Source organism: Serratia sp. PGPR-27, assembly GCF_022678525.1.
Lineage (GTDB): Bacteria > Pseudomonadota > Gammaproteobacteria > Enterobacterales > Enterobacteriaceae > Serratia > Serratia nematodiphila.
This window is the reverse complement of sequence record NZ_JALBYS010000005.1, coordinates 116,161-132,814: the sequence shown is the minus strand read 5'-3', so window position 1 is coordinate 132,814 and position 16,654 is coordinate 116,161. Positions and strand designations below refer to the sequence as shown.

Here is a 16,654-nt window from a genome sequence, read left to right as displayed (position 1 = left end):
TATGCAAAAAGCGGTATTGATAACCGGCTGTTCCAGCGGGATTGGCTTGATTGCGGCGCAGGATCTGCGCAACCGCGGCTACCGGGTGCTGGCCGCCTGCCGTAAGCCGCAGGACGTGGAAAACATGCGCCAGCTCGGGCTGGAAGGCATCGAGCTGGATCTGGACGACAGCGCCAGCGTCGAGCGCGCCGCCGCCGAGGTGATCGCGCTGACCGACGGCCGCCTGTACGGCCTGTTCAATAACGGGGGGTTCGGCGTTTACGGCCCGCTCAGCCGCATTTCGCGCAGCCAGCTGGAGCGACAGTTCGCCACCAACCTGTTCGGCACCCACCAGCTAACCCAGCTGCTGTTGCCGGCAATGTTGCCGCACGGCGAAGGGCGCATCATTCAGACCAGCTCGGTGATGGGTCTGGTCTCCAGCGCCGGGCGCGGCGCCTACGCCGCCAGCAAGTTCGCGCTGGAAGCCTGGTCGGACGCGCTGCGCATGGAGCTGCACGGCAGCGGCATTCAGGTCAGCCTGATCGAACCGGGGCCGATCTCCACCCACTTTAGCCAGAACGTCAACCAGGCGCAGAGCGACAAGCCGGTGCACAACCCCGGCATCGCCAAGCGCCTGACGCTGCCGCCGGAGGCCATTCTGCCCAAACTGCGCCACGCGCTGGAAAGCCCGCGCGCCAAACTGCGCTATCCGGTCACCCTGCTGGCGCACGCGATGAGCGTGCTGCGCCGCATTTTGCCGGGCCGCTGTCTGGATTGGCTGCTGCGCAGCAACGCTTAATTCGCCCGACGGGGTTGAAGAATGGCGGCGCGCCCCCATTTACACCCCATGGCTCCGCACGATCAGAGAGAAAAAAGATGCTAGCTCAAGCTGTTGTTGATATTAACGAAACTAACCTGCACCAGACGCTGGAACAATCGATGTCCACACCGGTGCTGTTCTACTTCTGGTCCGAGCGCAGCCAACACTGCCTGCAGCTCACGCCGGTGCTGGACAAGCTGGCGGCGGAATACGCCGGTCAGTTCATTCTGGCCAAGGTGGACTGTGACGCCGAGCAGATGATCGCCTCCCAGTTCGGGCTGCGTTCCATTCCGACGGTCTACCTGTTTAAAGATGGCCAGCCGGTCGACGGCTTCCAGGGCCCGCAGCCGGAAGAAGCGATCCGCGACCTGCTGCAGCGTTTCCTGCCGAAGGAAGAAGATCTGAAACTGGCGCAGGCGCAGGAATTGCTGGCCGCCGGCAACGCCGCCGAAGCGCTGCCGCTGCTGAAAGACGCCTGGCAGAGCAGCCAGCAGCGCAGCGACATCGGTCTGACGCTGGCCGAAACCCAGATCGCGCTCAGCCGCAGCGAAGATGCCGAAGCGGTGCTGGCGACTATCCCGCTGCAGGATCGCGATACCCGCTATCAGGGCCTGGTGGCGCAGATTGAACTGTTGAAGCAGGCAGCGGACACGCCGGAAATCCAACAGCTGCAACAGCAGGTGCAGCAAGAGCCGGACAACGTCGAGCTGGCGGTGCAGCTGGCGCTGCAACTGCATCAGGTCGGGCGTAACGAAGAAGCGCTGGAACTGCTGATGGGGCATCTGAAGAAAGATCTGGCCGCCGCCAACGGCAACGCGCGCAAGACCCTGATGGACATTCTGGCCGCACTCGGCACCGGCGACGCGCTGGCCGCTAAATATCGCCGCCAGCTGTACTCCCTGCTGTACTGATATACCCTGCTTCTTTCCAGCCGCATCGTTGTTGGCTGTGTTTGCAAGTCCCCGGGAACCTACTCAAGTCAGTGACCGGGACGCGCAAACGCAGCCAACACAGAAGCAGCTTGAAAGATGACGGGAATTAGCGATAGACCCGCACCCCGCCCTCCACGCCCGCCGGGCTGAACAACACCTGCCACAGCTGAATGTTGCGCGAACGAAACGCGCCGGCGCAGGCGTTCAGGTAATAAGTGAACATGCGCTCGAAGCGCTCGGAATAACCGCCCGCCAATTCCGGCCACGCCCGTTTGAAATTCTCCAGCCAGGCCATCAGCGTGCGATCGTAATCGGCGCCGAAATTGTGCCAATCCTCCATCACGAAACGCCCTTCGCTGGCCTCGGCGATATGCCGCACCGAAGGCAGGCAGCCGTTGGGGAAGATGTATTTGTCTATCCAGGCGTCGACGTTAAGGTCGGTTTGATTGGAACCGATGGTGTGCAGCAAAAACAGGCCATCGGGCTTCAGGTTGCGCGCCGCGACGCTGAAATAGGTCTCGTAGTTTTTCGGCCCGACGTGCTCGAACATGCCGACCGACACGATGCGATCAAACTGACGATCCAGATCGCGGTAATCCTGCAGCAAGATCTCGACGTCCAGCCCGGCGCAGCGTGCCTGCGCCAGCTTCTGCTGCTCGGCTGAAATGGTCACGCCGTGCACCGAGACGCCGTAGTTTTGCGCCGCAAACTGCGCCAACCCGCCCCAGCCGCAGCCGATATCCAGCAGCGTCATGCCCGGTTTCAGCTGCAGTTTTTCGCAGATCATCCTGAGCTTGGCCTGCTGCGCCTGCTCCAGCGTCTGCGCTTCTTTCCAGTAGCCGCAGGAGTATTGCATGTAAGGATCGAGCATCGCCCGGAACAGGTCGTTGCCGATGTCGTAATGCTCTTTGCCCACCTGCCAGGCGCGCTTGCGCGATTGGCGGTTGAACAGCCGGGCATAGGCGATGCGCGCGATGTCGCTCAGGCTTTTCGGCAGCCGCTCATCGACGCCGGCCTGCAGAATGCGGGTAAACAGCATGTCCAGCCGTTCGCATTCCCACCAGCCGTCCATATAGCTCTCGCCGAAGCCGAGCGAGCCTTCCTGCAAAATGCGTTTGAACAGCGCCGGGTTATGCACCCGGATATCCCAGGCGCGCGGGCCGTTGATGGCGACGCCGGCTTCGGCCAGCATCTCCTCTACAATGCGATACCAGCGGTCTTTCTTCTGGGCGAGTTCATCAACACTGAGCGAATCCATAACAATCCTTGGCCGAAATGTCATTTCAAAAAGCATAGTCGCAAATAAAAATGACAAATTTTTGACGGTAAACACGGGGGTGTTTTTACTCTAGCCAAGGCGAGCAACATCATGAAATGAATAAAAATTATTGAAATCATGCCATTTAGGCATACTTATCTGCCAACTGTGCCAGACTTATTTCAATAACGTTTTTCTCCCTGTTCGGAACAGCGGTTCCGCTTATGGCGGAATCACCAACGCCCTGGATTAAGTCGCGGTATCGGTAGGCATTTTTCCGGCGCTGGCGTAATATCTGTTTACATATGTCTGACAGGAGGTTTGCATGCTTACTTTTATTCCCATCGTGATCGTCGTCGCGCTGATTGTGGTGTTCGCCGGCGTCAAAATTGTGCCGCAGGGGTTCCAATGGACGGTAGAACGCTTCGGCCGCTACACCAAAACGCTGATGCCGGGCCTGAACCTGGTGGTGCCGTTCATGGACCGCATCGGCCGTAAAATCAATATGATGGAGCAGGTGCTGGACATCCCTTCGCAGGAAGTGATTTCCCGCGATAACGCCAACGTCGCCATCGATGCGGTGTGCTTTATCCAGGTCGTCGACCCGGCGCGCGCCGCCTACGAGGTCAGCAACCTCGAACAGGCGATCGTCAACCTCACCATGACCAACTTCCGCACCGTGCTCGGCTCGATGGAGCTGGACGAAATGCTGTCGCAGCGCGACAGCATCAACAGCCGCCTGCTGCACATCGTCGATGAAGCGACCAACCCTTGGGGGGTGAAGATCACCCGTATCGAGATCCGCGACGTGCGCCCACCGGCGGAACTGATCGCCTCGATGAACGCCCAGATGAAGGCCGAGCGAACCAAGCGCGCCGACATCCTGGAGGCGGAAGGGGTGCGCCAGGCGGCCATTCTGCGCGCCGAGGGTGAGAAACAATCGCAAATCCTGAAGGCCGAGGGCGAACGCCAGTCGGCGTTCCTGCAGGCGGAAGCGCGTGAGCGCGCCGCCGAGGCCGAGGCGCGCGCCACCCAGCTGGTGTCCGACGCCATCGCCAGCGGCAACATTCAGGCGGTGAACTACTTCGTGGCGCAGAAATACACCGACGCGCTGCAGAAGATCGGTTCCTCCAACAACAGCAAAGTGGTGATGATGCCGCTGGACGCCAGCAGCCTGCTCGGCTCGATCGGCGGCATTACCGAACTGCTGAAAGAAAGCAAAGGCAAATAATCATGCTCGAACTGATCGCGGCGAATCCGCTGTGGTTCTGGCTCTCCCTCGGGGGCGTGTTGCTGGCGGCGGAAATGCTCGGCGCCGGCGGCTACCTGCTGTGGAGCGGCGTGGCGGCGCTGTTGGTCGGCGCCTTGATCTGGCTGCTGCCGACGCTCACCTGGGAATGGCAAGGCGTGATCTTCGCCGTCCTGACCGTCGTCGTCGCCTACCTGTGGTGGTACTGGCTGCGCCGGCGCCCGGCGGCCGCGTCCGGCGGTTCACCGGTGCTCAACCAGCGCAACCGTCAGCTGATCGGCACCCGCGCCACGCTGACGGAGCCGATGCACAACGGCATGGGGCGCATCAATATCGGCGACAGCAGCTGGCGCGCGCAGGCGGCGGAAGATCTGCCCGCCGGCACCGAAGTGGAAGTGGTGGCGGTGGAAGGGGTCACACTGGTGATCCGCGCCATCAGCCGTTAATTCGAACGACAGCATCCCGCCAGATTATTGATGATGGGGCACTCGGCCCCCTCGTCGCCCGGACATTGTTCCGCCAGCGTCAACAGGCGTTGGCGCATTTCTCCCAGTTCGCTGATGTGCCTTTCGATCTCCGCCACCTTCTGCAGCGTGCGCGCCTTCACGTCGGCGCTGTGGCGGGCCGGATCGTTGAACAACGCCACCAGCTCACGGCACTCGTCCAGGTTGAAGCCCACCTGCCGCGCCTGGCGCAGCAGCGTCAGCTCTTCAACGTGCCTGGCGGAATAATGGCGATAACCGTTATCGCTGCGGATCGGTGCGGTAATCAGCGCTTTCTCTTCGTAAAAACGAATCGTCTTGCTGGTTAACCCGGTCTTTTTCGCGACGTCGCTAATATTCATTTTTTCCTCCGGAATGCTCCTGCTCACCCTCTATCTTAAGACGCTTTCCGCCACTCACCAAGCCTCAACGCCCACCGTCGATAGCGATGAGAAACCGATAGCCACAGCCAAAAGATAGATACTTCACCTGCAAAGTATTCATCAAAAAACAATAGACAATCTAACCTATTAAAATTTGATCAAATTAAGATTTTTATTATATGTAAATTTTTGTGTATAAATAACACAAAATAAAACACAATTAAAACAACAAAATAAAAACACAAATTAACAAAATTGTAATAATAGACCACACAAATAAACATTTATTTACATTTGCCATTACTGCGCCTGTTTGAGTTTTGGCCACCTCCAAACTAGAAATATTAGCTAATTTAATCTCTCAACCCGATGGCGGAGTTCGTCATGGATTTTAACTTATCAAGCGAGCAGCAGGCTCTAAGCGAATCCGCTCAGCGTTTTGCCCGCGAGGTGCTGGATCAGGATGCGCATGATCGGCTTTCACGGCAGGTATTAAGCCTGGATTTGTGGCGACAAGCCGCCGCCTATGGTTTTACCCGAGCCCCCGTGACGACCGCGTTCGGCGGATTGGGCATGAGCGCGCTCGATACTGCGCTGATGATTGAAGCGCTGGGTAAAGGCAGCCGCGACATCGGCATGTCCTTTTCGCTCTGCGCCCATCTGTGCGCCTGCGTGATCCCGCTTTCCCGCTTCGGTTCCGAAGCATTAAAAGCGCAGTATCTCGAAGCGTTGGCGGCCGGAAAACTGATCGCGGCGAATGCGGCGACGGAGCCGGACGCCGGTTCCGATATTTATGCCATGAAATCAACCGCTCAACCCTGTGAAGGCGGCTACCGGCTCAACGGAAACAAAATTTTCATCACCAACGCGCCGATTGCCGACATCTTCATCGTCTATGCGAAAACCCATCCCGAACATGGCTTTATGGGCGTGTCCGCATTTGTGCTCGAGAAAGGGATGCCAGGCTTAAACGTAGGCGCCGTCAGCCCGAAAGATTGCCTCTCCAACTGCCCGTGGAGCGAACTGACCTTCAACGACGTCTTCATTCCAGAGGCCCAACGGCTCGGCATGCCGGGCGCCGGCGGCGCCATCTTCCACGATTCAATGATCTGGGAAAAAGGCTGCCTGTCGGCTCTGTTTATCGGCGCAATGGAGCGCGTGTTCGACAGCGCGCTGGACTATGCCAAACAACGCCGACAATTCGGCAAAGCGATTGGCCAATTTCAGTCCGTCTCCAACCGCATCATCGAGATGAAACTGCGTCTGGAACAGTGTCGGCTAATGCTCTACCGCGCCTGTTGGAAACACGATCGGGGCCAGGATGCCGAGATCGACATCGCAATGAGCAAACTGTTGATTTCCGAATATGCCGTGCAGTCCGCGCTGGACGCGATTCAAATCTTCGGCGGAGCCGGCATGGATCAAGAACTCGGTCTGGTGCGCCACTTGCTGAACGTGATCCCCAGCCGGATCTTCTCCGGCACCAACGAGATACAAAAAGAAATTGTCGCCCGCAAGCTGGGTCTGCGGGGAGGCGCATGATGATCGTTCAACGCGTTTTTGCCGTGCTCTATATGTTGGCCGGCCTGGCGAAAGCCTTCCCTCAGTTGGAAAACGTCGCCGATATTCTGCAGCAGGCGGCCGTGGCGAACCAGGGCACCTGGTACGCCGGGGCGACGGCTTGGCTGGCGGCGCAGGGTACAGCGGTTAACGCGCTGATCGGCGTGGCGCTGTTTGCCTCCGGTGCGGTCTTGATGTTCAACCCGCGTTGGACGACATTGATCATCTACTGCCAGCTGCTGATGATGGCGGGATTTGTCACGATCCTGCACCGCGCCCAGCCGCAGGTCATATTGCTCGATGCGATTTTCGCGCTGGCGGCGCTGTACATGCTGCGGCAGCAACACCACCGCAAACCCAAGCCACGCACGTTCCCCACGCGCGACTTTTCCACGCCCACGCCGGCGTCAGCCGGCTCGGTAACCCCCACGCTGGACGGCGAGTATGACGTGGTGATCATCGGCGGCGGCGTCTCCGGTTTGGCCGCGGCCAGCGAACTGACCGAACGCCGGGTTCTGGTGCTGGAAAAAAGCGCTTCCTTTGGCGGCAACGCGCGCTACCGCGCGGTGAATCGCCTGAAGTTTCCCATCGCCGGCGTCTGCTTCCAGGAGCCATTGCCGGGTTCGTTCATGTTGCAACTGCTGAAGAAAATCGGTCTGAGCGGCGCCTACAAGTCCAATGAAAAGGACACGCTGGTGTTTTTCGATACCTTCTTGCTGCTCCGATGCCTGGGTGAAGTCGTCGTTGGTTTTCTCAAACAGCCGGTCTACCTGCTGAAACCCGCCGTCTGGCGCCTGACGGGACAACTATTCCTGCATGCCTTGATCGGTAAACCTTATGTTATCGCGGCAAAACAGCTGGGCGATCCGATCTTTGCCGATCTGTACGCCTTCCTCGATACCTTCTCGCCGCGCGGCGAGCGGTACCCCAGCCTGCCCTGGACGCCGCAGAGCGCCTGGAGCAAAGCGAATATGGCGCTGCTCGACACTATCCCGCTGTACACTTATCTGTTCGAACCGCACAAACTGGATCAGATCCCGGCGGATCTGCGGCCACCGAGAAAATTCGGCAAGCTGGTAGAGAATGCCGTCAGCACCACGCTGCGCGTGGAATGTCTCGATATTCGCGAAGTCTCCGCCTATGTCGGATTGCACTTCCTGGTGGGGTATTTACGCGGCAATCTGGTCACGCTGCCGGGCGGTAACGGCAGCATCAGCGCCGGTCTGCTCGACTATCTTGAGGAGCAAAACAACGTCAGGCTGCAAAGCCGCGTACAGCTTCAAACCATCACGCCCGGCGGCGACGAAACGGTGATCCGGTTCAGCGTCAATGGCGCGGCCAGCGAAATCAGAGCCAAACAAGTGATCTGGGCAGCCCCCAAAACGCATGTGCCCACCTGGTTACCCACCCTGCCCAAAGAGCAATTGGCGGCGATCCGTCAGATCCGCCATGAAGATTACTACCTGGCGAACGTGCTGTTGAAAAAGCCGATCCTCGAACACTCGTTCGGCGGCTATCTGATCGAGCCGGAAAACACCCGCACACCTTACTATTGGAGCAAAGCCGGCACCTGCCTGATCGCCAATTGGATGGACAATCACCTCAGCGCGGAAACCGGGGTATTAACCCTGCTCAAACCGACCACTCGCCCAGAGCGGCAAGGTCGCACCGCGCAGAACGAGTTCCCGGCGCTGCAGCAACAGACCTATGTCGAAATCGCCAAAGTGCTGGGCAACATGGGCATTGACGCCGACATCATTGAAGACATTCAAATCTGGTTCTGGCCCGCGGGTCTGGTGACCTCGGTCGCCGGACAACAGGCTCAGGGCGTGTTTCACCAGGCCAGCATGCCGTTTGAGAATATTCACTTCGCCAATCAGGACAGCGTGGGCATCGGTAATATCGAAAGCGCGGTGTTAGCCGGGCTGAACGCCGCCAAAGCGGTGAGAGAACGCCTCGCAATGCCCGTTACGCCTGCGGAGGTGATGTCATGAATCCTACCCTGGTGGTTGAACTTTCCGGCGATAAAACGCTGGAACCCCATCGCCTGGGCGGCAAAGCCCATTCGTTGAATCATTTGATTCAGGCGGGCTTGCCGGTGCCGCCGGCGTTTTGCATCACCGCGCAGGCTTACCGGCAGTTTATCGAATTCGCCGTGCCGGGAGCGCTGCTCGACACGGGCGCGCCGGGCAACGTGCGCGATATGATTTTGAGCACCGCCATCCCCGCCCCGCTCGATCTGGCGATCCGTCACGCCTGCAAACAGTTGGGCGACGGCGCCTCGCTCGCCGTGCGCTCTTCGGCGCTGGAAGAAGACGGCCTGACCCACTCTTTCGCCGGGCAATACGACACTTACCTGCACGTGCGCGGGGATGACGAGGTGGTGCGCAAGGTGCAATCCTGCTGGGCGTCGCTCTGGGCGGAACGCGCCGCCCAGTATAGCCGGACATCGGCGGCGCAGAGCGATATCGCCGTCGTCTTGCAAATCATGGTGGATGCAGACGCCGCCGGCGTCATGTTTACCCAAGATCCGCTGACAGGCGATGCCAACCACATCGTCATCGACAGCTGCTGGGGGCTGGGGGAAGGCGTGGTCTCCGGACAGGTCACCACCGACAGCTTCATTTTGGATAAGGCGAGCGGCGAGATCCGCGAGCGGCAAATTCGTCACAAACCGCACTATTGCCAACGCGATCCGCAGGGACGGGTCACGCTGCTGCAAACGCCTGAAGTCAGGCGAGACGCCCCCAGCCTAACCCCGGAACAGCTGCAACAGCTTGCCAGGCTGGCCAGGCAAACGCGGATGATTTACGGCGCGGAACTGGATATCGAATGGGCGGTGAAAGACGATCGCGTGTGGCTCCTGCAGGCGCGGCCGATCACCACGCAGGCCAAACCGGTTCAGATGCTTTACGCCAACCCGTGGGAAAGCGATCCGGCGATCAAGGAACGGGCCTTTTTCTCCCGAATGGACACCGGCGAGATCGTCACCGGCTTGATGACGCCGCTGGGGCTGTCGTTTTGCCAGTTCTACCAAAAGCATATTCATGGCCCGGCGATCAAAACCATGGGGCTGGCGGATATCGGCGATTGGCAGATTTATATGGGGTATTTGCAAGGCTACGTCTATCTGAATATCTCCGGATCGGCCTACATGCTCCGCCAATGCCCGCCCACCCGCGACGAAATGAAGTTCACGACCCGCTACGCCACCGCCGATATCGATTTCAGCGGGTACAAAAACCCCTATGGCCCCGGCGTACAGGGATGGGCTTATCTCAAGAGCGCCTGGCATTGGCTGAAACAGCAGAGGCATAACCTGCGCAGCGCCGGCGCGACCGTCGATGCCATGATCGCCCTGCGCCAGCGCGAGACGCGCCGCTTTCTGGCGCTGGATCTGACCACCATGACGCATCAGGAGCTGGAGCGGGAACTCAGCCGCATCGACGGTTACTTCCTCGACAGCTGCGCCGCCTATATGCCCTTCTTCCTTCAGTCGTTCGCGCTCTACGATGCGCTGGCGCTGACCTGCGAACGTTACCTCAAAGGCCGCGGCAACGGATTGCAAAATCGCATCAAGGCGTCGATGAACAACCTGCGCACCATCGAAGTCACGCTGGGCATTCTCAGCCTGGTGGAGACGGTCAATCGTCAACCGGCGTTGAAGGCCGTGTTCGAGCGACACAGCGCACAGGAACTGGTCACCGTCCTGCCCACCGATCCCGAATCGCGCGCCTTCTGGCAAAGCGACTTCAGCGCCTTCCTGTTCGAGTTCGGCGCCCGTGGCCGCCAGGAGTTCGAATTGAGTCTTCCGCGCTGGAACGACGATCCCAGCTACCTGCTGCAAGTGATGAAAATGTATCTGCAACATCCGGTGGATCTGCACACGAAACTGCGGGAAACAGAGCGGCTGCGCCATGAAGACAGCGCGACGCTGCTTAAAGCGATGCCCTGGTTTGGCCGGATGAAGCTGAAGTTCATCACCAAGCTGTATGGCGTGATGGCCGAACGCCGCGAAGCGACCCGGCCAACCTTCGTCACCGAAACCTGGTTCTACCGCCGCATCATGTTGGAAGTGCTGCGGCGCCTGGAGGCGCAAGGCCTGGTCAAACAGGCCGATCTGCCCTATGTGGACTTCGAGCGCTTCCGCGCGTTTATGGCGGGGGAACAGTCGGCGCAGGAGGCGTTCGCCGCCGATCTGATCGAGCGCAATCGCCACCAGCATCTGCTGAACCTGCATGCGGAAGAGCCGCCGATGGCGATCGTCGGGGGGTATCAGCCCAGGATGAAAGCCCCCACGGCGGAAAACGCCGCCGGCATGCTGTCCGGCCTGGCGGCCAGCCCCGGCAAAGTGGTGGCGAAGGCGCGCGTCATCACCGATCTGCTGGCGCAGGCCGGCGAGCTGCAGCCCAACGAAATCCTGGTGGCGCGCTTTACCGACGCCAGCTGGACCCCGCTCTTCGCGCTGGCGGCGGGCATCGTCACCGATATCGGCTCCGCGCTGTCCCACAGCTGCATCGTCGCACGCGAATTCGGCATCCCCGCGGCGGTCAATCTCAAGAACGCCACCCAGCTGATCAACAGCGGCGACACCTTGATTCTCGACGGCGACAGCGGGACGGTCATTATTCAACGCGGAGAACGTGCCGATGGCTAGTCAGCACCACATCCGGCGAAGGTAAACCATCCGCCTGAAAACAGCACAATTCAACGAAGGTGATGCGCGCGGCAACCGCCGCCTGCAGAGACCGTCGCGGGCTTTGTCGTGCCGAATTTGCCCGCCTGGCTGAAGCCGTCACTCCATTTTGGCTGCACAAGGAACTCATCATGACGACCCTGACAGGACAAGCAAGACTCACCAACTCCGCCGCCTACGAGCAAGTGTGGCAAGCGGAGCGCCAGGCCTGCCGCACCGACGCAGATCCCGACACTCTGACGGTCGGCGTGGTGGTGGTGACGCGCAACCCGGCGTTTTTCCAAACCGGGCTCAGCGTACTGAACGATATCCGCGATTATGTTTTCAACCGCGTGCATATCCAGTCCGAGATGCCGCTGAAACTGTTGGATCTGGCGGCGGACTCGCTTTATCAGGCCGCGCGCGAAAAGGCGCTGCACTTTCTCAAAGGCCAAAACAAGGCTATCAACGTTCGCATCATCCAATGCGCCAGCCTGGCCGAAGCCACCGGCAAGATCATCTATACCCATGCGCTGGAACAGCGTCCCGAATTTCATTTGGGCATGCTGTTCTACGATCAGACCACGCCGGCCGGCGTCGATGACAGCATCGAACAGATCGATCGCGATCTGGACGCCTTTTACAGCGCCTTGCAGCGCAGCGGCATTCCCGCGTTTTACACCACCTTCTCCACCGTTGCGTTCATTCGCCAGCTGCGATCGCCCTTCCGCTACCTGCCGCAGCAATACCGCGAAATCGTGCGCAGCGAAGATCCGGCGATCTTCCAAACCGAGCTGTTGTGCCTGTGGATGGACTTCTTCGAGATGAACTACACCAACCGCCGGGTCAAGCCGATCGGCGCGCTGGCGCTGCACAACACGCTGGGTGAGCAGTTGATTCAATTTTTCGAGCGTACCGCTGCCGAACGCTGGCTGGTGTCCTATTACACCGGGTCGATCATCTCCAATCTGATCGGCTATCTGGATCGGCATGCGGAGGCGCGCGGCGCGCTGATCCTGCGCGGCCCTAACGAACACGCCATCGCCTGCGGCGCCATGGCCAACTGGCAGCTGTATCGCATGCCGTTCCTCGGCGTAGTGACCTCCGGAATGATGGATGAATTCAAGGGGACGCTGGCCAACCTCAAGGAAACCGCCGCCCAGGGCATCATCGTCGCGGCGGAAAACCGCGGCAATCAATGGTACAGCTTCCAGGGAACGCTGACGCCGACGGAAGACATGCGTGAAGTGCTCGTCGCCCGCCGCATCCCGTTCGTTTATATCGATGACGTCGAAACGATCGGCACCGGTTTGACGGAAGCCTTCCGCCTTTATCATCAAGGCCAGGGGCCGGTGGTGATTCTGGCGACGCAAAACGTGCTGGAGTCGACCCTGTCGCTGGAGGGCGCCGTCTGCGATCCCTCGCCGATCCCGGTTCTGTCGGCGGACGATCCGCTGCCGATGAGCGAAAGCCTGGCACAGGCGATAGCGCTGATCAACCGCGGGCCGGAACGGCTGGTGTGGCAGCTGGGCCCGGTCAGCGACGACGAATACGCCCTGATCCATGACATCGCCGACGCCGCCGGCATCGCCCTGGTGGACTCGTTGGCCCATCCAGGCTCGGCGCCGAAATATTATCAGGGTCGGCGCAATCCCCACTACCTGGGCACCCTGGCGATTTACGGCTACAGCCCACGCGTCTACAACTTCCTGCACACCAACGACAAGCTCAACGCCATGAGCGAGCAGAGCCTGTTTATGATCAAAAGCCGCGTCGCTCAGATCACCACCCCCTTCTCCGACGGCAGGCTGGAACGCAAGGTTCACCTGGTGCAGCTCACGCACGATGAGCGCCATCTGTCGCCCTATGCCGATCTGCACCTGCACATGAACTGTCTGGCGTTCCTGCGCACGGTGAAAGCGCATCTCGACGTCGATCCGGCATTGCGGGAAAGACGCCGCGCGCTGATCGCCGCCTATCTCGATTCGCCTTCCGACGTGGTCAGCCAGCTTCCCAGTCTGCCCATGTCGGCCAACTACTTCTTCTGCCAGTTGAACCGAGTGATTGAAGAGCTGATCGAAACGGAGGGGTTCGATTTTACCGGCGTATATGACGTCGGCCGGTGCGGCATCTCCGCCGCGCGCAACGTCGCCAAAACGCGCCGCGGCTTTTCCGGCTGGTATGGCCGCGCCCTGATGGGCGACGCTCTGCTGGCCACCGGCTACCTGGCTTACACCAGCCCAAGCCACGTGATGGCGTTTATCGGCGACGGCGCTAAAGGGATCGTACCGGACATCCTGCCGGCTTTTATCGACAACATTCTTACCCATCCGCAGTTGCTGAATAAAAGCATCACCGTCTTCTATTTATGCAACGGCGGGCTGTCCGTCATCAATACCTATCAGGAACGCATTCTGTTCAACCGCACCTCACGGCAAATGCGGTTGGTGAACGTCGAACAGCCGGACGTCGAACAAACGGTCAATAACTTCCATATCCAGAGCAAAACGCTTACGCATTTCGACGAAGACGTCATTCGCCAGGCGCTGACCACGCCGCACCGACTCAATCTGTTCTCCGTGGTGCTGGGGCACAACAATGAAGGCGACGGTATCTCGCTGGCCACCGCCAAAGGCTGGCAGCGCGATCCGAGCGACCACGACGCCCTGCAGGAGCGCAAAGCCTGGGCGGCCCAACAGCCCGAATCGACCAGCACCGCCTTCGACCAAGATCCTACACAGGAAGCCACCTCATGAAATTCGGATTCATCGCTCATCCCACCTCGCTGGGGTTGAAACGTTACGTCAAAATGCTCGATCTGCTGCAACGCAACTCGACCGAGCAGCACAGCGGCTATACGCGTGAACTGTGGGAACGACAAAACCTGGTTCCCTTTATGAACTTCGCCAGGATCACCTCGGCGACCGGCGCCACTTGCGAAGGGGTGATCAAATACATGCCGCTGGTGGCGGATGAAATGCTGGCCGACGCACGCGGTATCGCCGCCAGGGTGGTCCAAGGCATCGAAGAGCTGGCCGGCGATGGCGCCGAACTGGTCGGTCTCGGCGGTTTTACCTCTATCGTTGGGCGACGCGGCGAAGCCACTGCGGAAAAGTCGCCGGTGCCGGTCACCTCCGGCAACTCGCTGACCACCTACGCCGGCTACAAGGCCTTGATGCAGATCCAGTCCTGGCTGGAAATCCGCCCGGAGGAGGAACCCGTCGCCATCGTCGGCTATCCGGGATCGATCTGCCTGGCGCTAAGCCGTCTGCTGCTGGCGCACGGTTTCTCTCTCCATTTGCTGCACCGCGCCGGCAACCATGATCGCAGCGAACTGCTCAGCCATTTGCCCGAGGAGTATCACTCGCGCGTCACCCTGACCAGCGATCCCGAAGATCTCTACCCGCGCTGCAAACTGTTTGCCGCCGCGACCTCCGCCGGCGGCGTGATCGACCCCGCCAGACTGCAACCCGGCTCGATCTTCATCGACGTGGCGCTGCCGCGCGATATCGCTTCGGAAACGCGCCCGGCGCGGGATGACATTCTGATCATCGACGGCGGCTGCGTCACCGCCACCGATGCGGTCAAGTTGGGTGGAGAATCGCTCAACGTCACCATCAAGCAACAATTGAACGGCTGCATGGCGGAAACCATTGTGCTGGCGCTGGAAAACCGGCGGGAAAACTTTTCGCTGGGCCGCTATCTGGCGCCGGAAAAAGTGCTGGAGATCGGTGAAATCGCCGAGCGCCACGGGTTCTTCGCCTATCCGCTGGCCTCGTACGGCGAGCGCATCGATCGGCAGAGCGTGACCAATCTCAAGCGCTACTACCACCATGACATCTATGCCGGGGAATCGGCTGATGCGGCGTTGCCCGCATCGCGCCTGGCGTTTATCGACGCGGTCATCGCCCAAACGCCGGCCAGGGAAGACACCCTCGACCGCTATCATCAATACATCAACCCCATGATGGTGGACTTCCTCAAGTTGCAGCGCTGCGACAACGTTTTCCGCAGCGCCGCCGGCACCCAGTTGTATGACGATGCGGGCGAGGCTTTCCTGGACATGGTGGCGGGCTACGGGTGCCTAAACCTGGGCCACAACCCGCAGCCAGTGGTCAACGCGCTGAAAAACTACCTCGACGCTCAAGGCCCCAACTTCATTCAATACATTTCCATTCCCGAACAGACCGCCAAGCTGGCCGAAGTGCTCTGTCGTCTGGCGCCGGGCAACATGGGCCGGGTGTTCTTCAGCAACTCCGGCACCGAAGCCGTCGAGGCCGCGATGAAGATCGCCAAGGCCTCGACGGGCAAGCCGGGCATCGCCTATCTGCGCAACAGTTACCACGGTAAAACGCTGGGCGCGTTGTCCATCACCGGACGAGACAAACACCGCCGCTATTTCACACCGCTGCTGGACGCGATGGTGGAAGTGCCGTTCGGCGATCTCGCCGCGCTGCGGGAAGCGCTGAACCGTGAAGACGTCGGCGCGCTGATGATCGAACCGATCCAGGGCGAAGGCGGCGTGCATATCCCGCCCGCCGGTTACCTGCAGGCGGTGCAGCAGCTCTGCCGCGAGACCGGCGTGCTGCTGATGGTGGACGAAGTGCAAACCGGGCTTGGGCGCACCGGCAAACTTTTCGCCTGCGAATGGGACGGTATCGAGCCGGACGTGCTGATGCTGTCGAAATCCCTGTCCGGCGGCCTGATCCCCATCGGCGCCACGCTGTGCCGAGCCGATCTTTGGCAAAAAGCCTATGGCACGGCGGATCGCTTCCTGGTGCACAGCTCCACCTACGGCGGCGGCAACCTCGCCTCGGTCGTCGCCCTCAGCGCGCTGCGCGAGATCCTGGCGCAGGATTTGGTCGGCCATGCCGAACGGATGGGCGCCTACTTTAAGCAGGCACTGAGCGAGATCGCCGCCCGCTATCCGTTCGTCAGCGAGGTGCGCGGCCGCGGCCTGATGCTGGGGATCCAGTTCGACCAGGCGTTCACCGGCGCGGTCAACGCCTCCGCCCGCGAATTCGCCACCCGGCTGCCGGGCGATTGGCACACCACCTGGAAATTCTTGCCCGATCCGGTGCAAGCCCATCTGCGGGCGGCGATGGATCGCATGGAACAGGCGCTCGGCGAAATGTTCTGCATGAAATTCGTCACCAAGCTGTGCCAGGACCACAAGATCCTGACCTTCATTACCGCCAACAGCTCGACGGTGATCCGTATTCAACCCCCGCTCATCATCAGCAAAGCCGAGATCGACCGTTTCGTCGGCGCCTTTGCCACGGTGTGCGAGGAACTCTCCACCTTTTTAGACTAGGG

General features: G+C 60.2%; 11 protein-coding genes. 9 read left to right on the top strand and 2 right to left on the bottom strand.

The window, feature by feature from the left end; genetic code table 11:
- Nucleotide 1: 1 nt before the first annotated feature.
- The gene (locus tag MMS95_RS04700; RefSeq protein ID WP_004940195.1) at nucleotides 2–778 is read left to right on the top strand and encodes an SDR family oxidoreductase; all 777 of its coding nucleotides are present in this window, start codon (nucleotides 2–4) and stop codon (nucleotides 776–778) included.
- A 77-nt stretch (nucleotides 779–855) separates the two neighbouring features.
- Nucleotides 856–1,710, top strand: a complete 855-nt coding sequence (locus tag MMS95_RS04695; RefSeq protein ID WP_076740492.1) for a co-chaperone YbbN — start codon at nucleotides 856–858, stop codon at nucleotides 1,708–1,710.
- 127 nt (nucleotides 1,711–1,837) lie between these two features.
- On the opposite strand, the gene cfa is transcribed toward MMS95_RS04695, so the two are convergent.
- On the bottom strand, nucleotides 1,838–2,989 hold the full coding sequence (gene cfa, locus MMS95_RS04690) for a cyclopropane fatty acyl phospholipid synthase (RefSeq protein WP_015376906.1): 1,152 nt from the start codon (nucleotides 2,987–2,989) through the stop codon (nucleotides 1,838–1,840).
- Between the two features lie 325 nt (nucleotides 2,990–3,314).
- Between cfa and MMS95_RS04685 the strand changes: the two genes are divergently transcribed.
- A complete protein-coding gene (locus MMS95_RS04685; protein WP_004940203.1) occupies nucleotides 3,315–4,220 on the top strand; it encodes an SPFH domain-containing protein in 906 nt (301 codons plus the stop codon).
- Between the two features lie 2 nt (nucleotides 4,221–4,222).
- Nucleotides 4,223–4,684: an NfeD family protein gene (locus tag MMS95_RS04680; protein ID WP_015376889.1), complete on the top strand. Its 462-nt coding sequence runs from the start codon at nucleotides 4,223–4,225 to the stop codon at nucleotides 4,682–4,684.
- Here MMS95_RS04680 and cueR read toward each other — a convergent pair.
- Nucleotides 4,681–5,082, bottom strand: a complete 402-nt coding sequence (cueR, locus tag MMS95_RS04675; protein WP_015376888.1) for a Cu(I)-responsive transcriptional regulator — start codon at nucleotides 5,080–5,082, stop codon at nucleotides 4,681–4,683. The genes MMS95_RS04680 and cueR overlap by 4 nt on opposite strands.
- A 390-nt stretch (nucleotides 5,083–5,472) precedes the next feature.
- On the opposite strand from cueR, the gene MMS95_RS04670 reads away from it, so the two are divergent.
- The 5 genes from MMS95_RS04670 (at nucleotide 5,473) to MMS95_RS04650 (ending at nucleotide 16,652) form a co-directional block, all read left to right on the top strand.
- Entirely contained in the window at nucleotides 5,473–6,645 is a 1,173-nt protein-coding gene (locus tag MMS95_RS04670; protein WP_226988558.1) for an acyl-CoA dehydrogenase family protein, read from the top strand.
- Entirely contained in the window at nucleotides 6,642–8,657 is a 2,016-nt protein-coding gene (locus MMS95_RS04665) for an FAD-dependent oxidoreductase (RefSeq protein ID WP_226882939.1), read from the top strand. The genes MMS95_RS04670 and MMS95_RS04665 overlap by 4 nt, the downstream gene beginning before the upstream one ends.
- Nucleotides 8,654–11,320 carry a PEP/pyruvate-binding domain-containing protein gene (locus tag MMS95_RS04660; protein ID WP_015376885.1) on the top strand — a complete coding sequence of 889 codons (2,667 nt, stop codon included), beginning with the start codon at nucleotides 8,654–8,656 and terminating at the stop codon, nucleotides 11,318–11,320. The genes MMS95_RS04665 and MMS95_RS04660 overlap by 4 nt, the downstream gene beginning before the upstream one ends.
- A gap of 170 nt (nucleotides 11,321–11,490) precedes the next feature.
- A complete protein-coding gene (locus tag MMS95_RS04655; RefSeq protein WP_021504653.1) occupies nucleotides 11,491–14,094 on the top strand; it encodes a hypothetical protein in 2,604 nt (867 codons plus the stop codon).
- Nucleotides 14,091–16,652, top strand: a complete 2,562-nt coding sequence (locus MMS95_RS04650; RefSeq protein WP_015376883.1) for an aminotransferase class III-fold pyridoxal phosphate-dependent enzyme — start codon at nucleotides 14,091–14,093, stop codon at nucleotides 16,650–16,652. The genes MMS95_RS04655 and MMS95_RS04650 overlap by 4 nt, the downstream gene beginning before the upstream one ends.
- Nucleotides 16,653–16,654 lie beyond the last annotated feature (2 nt).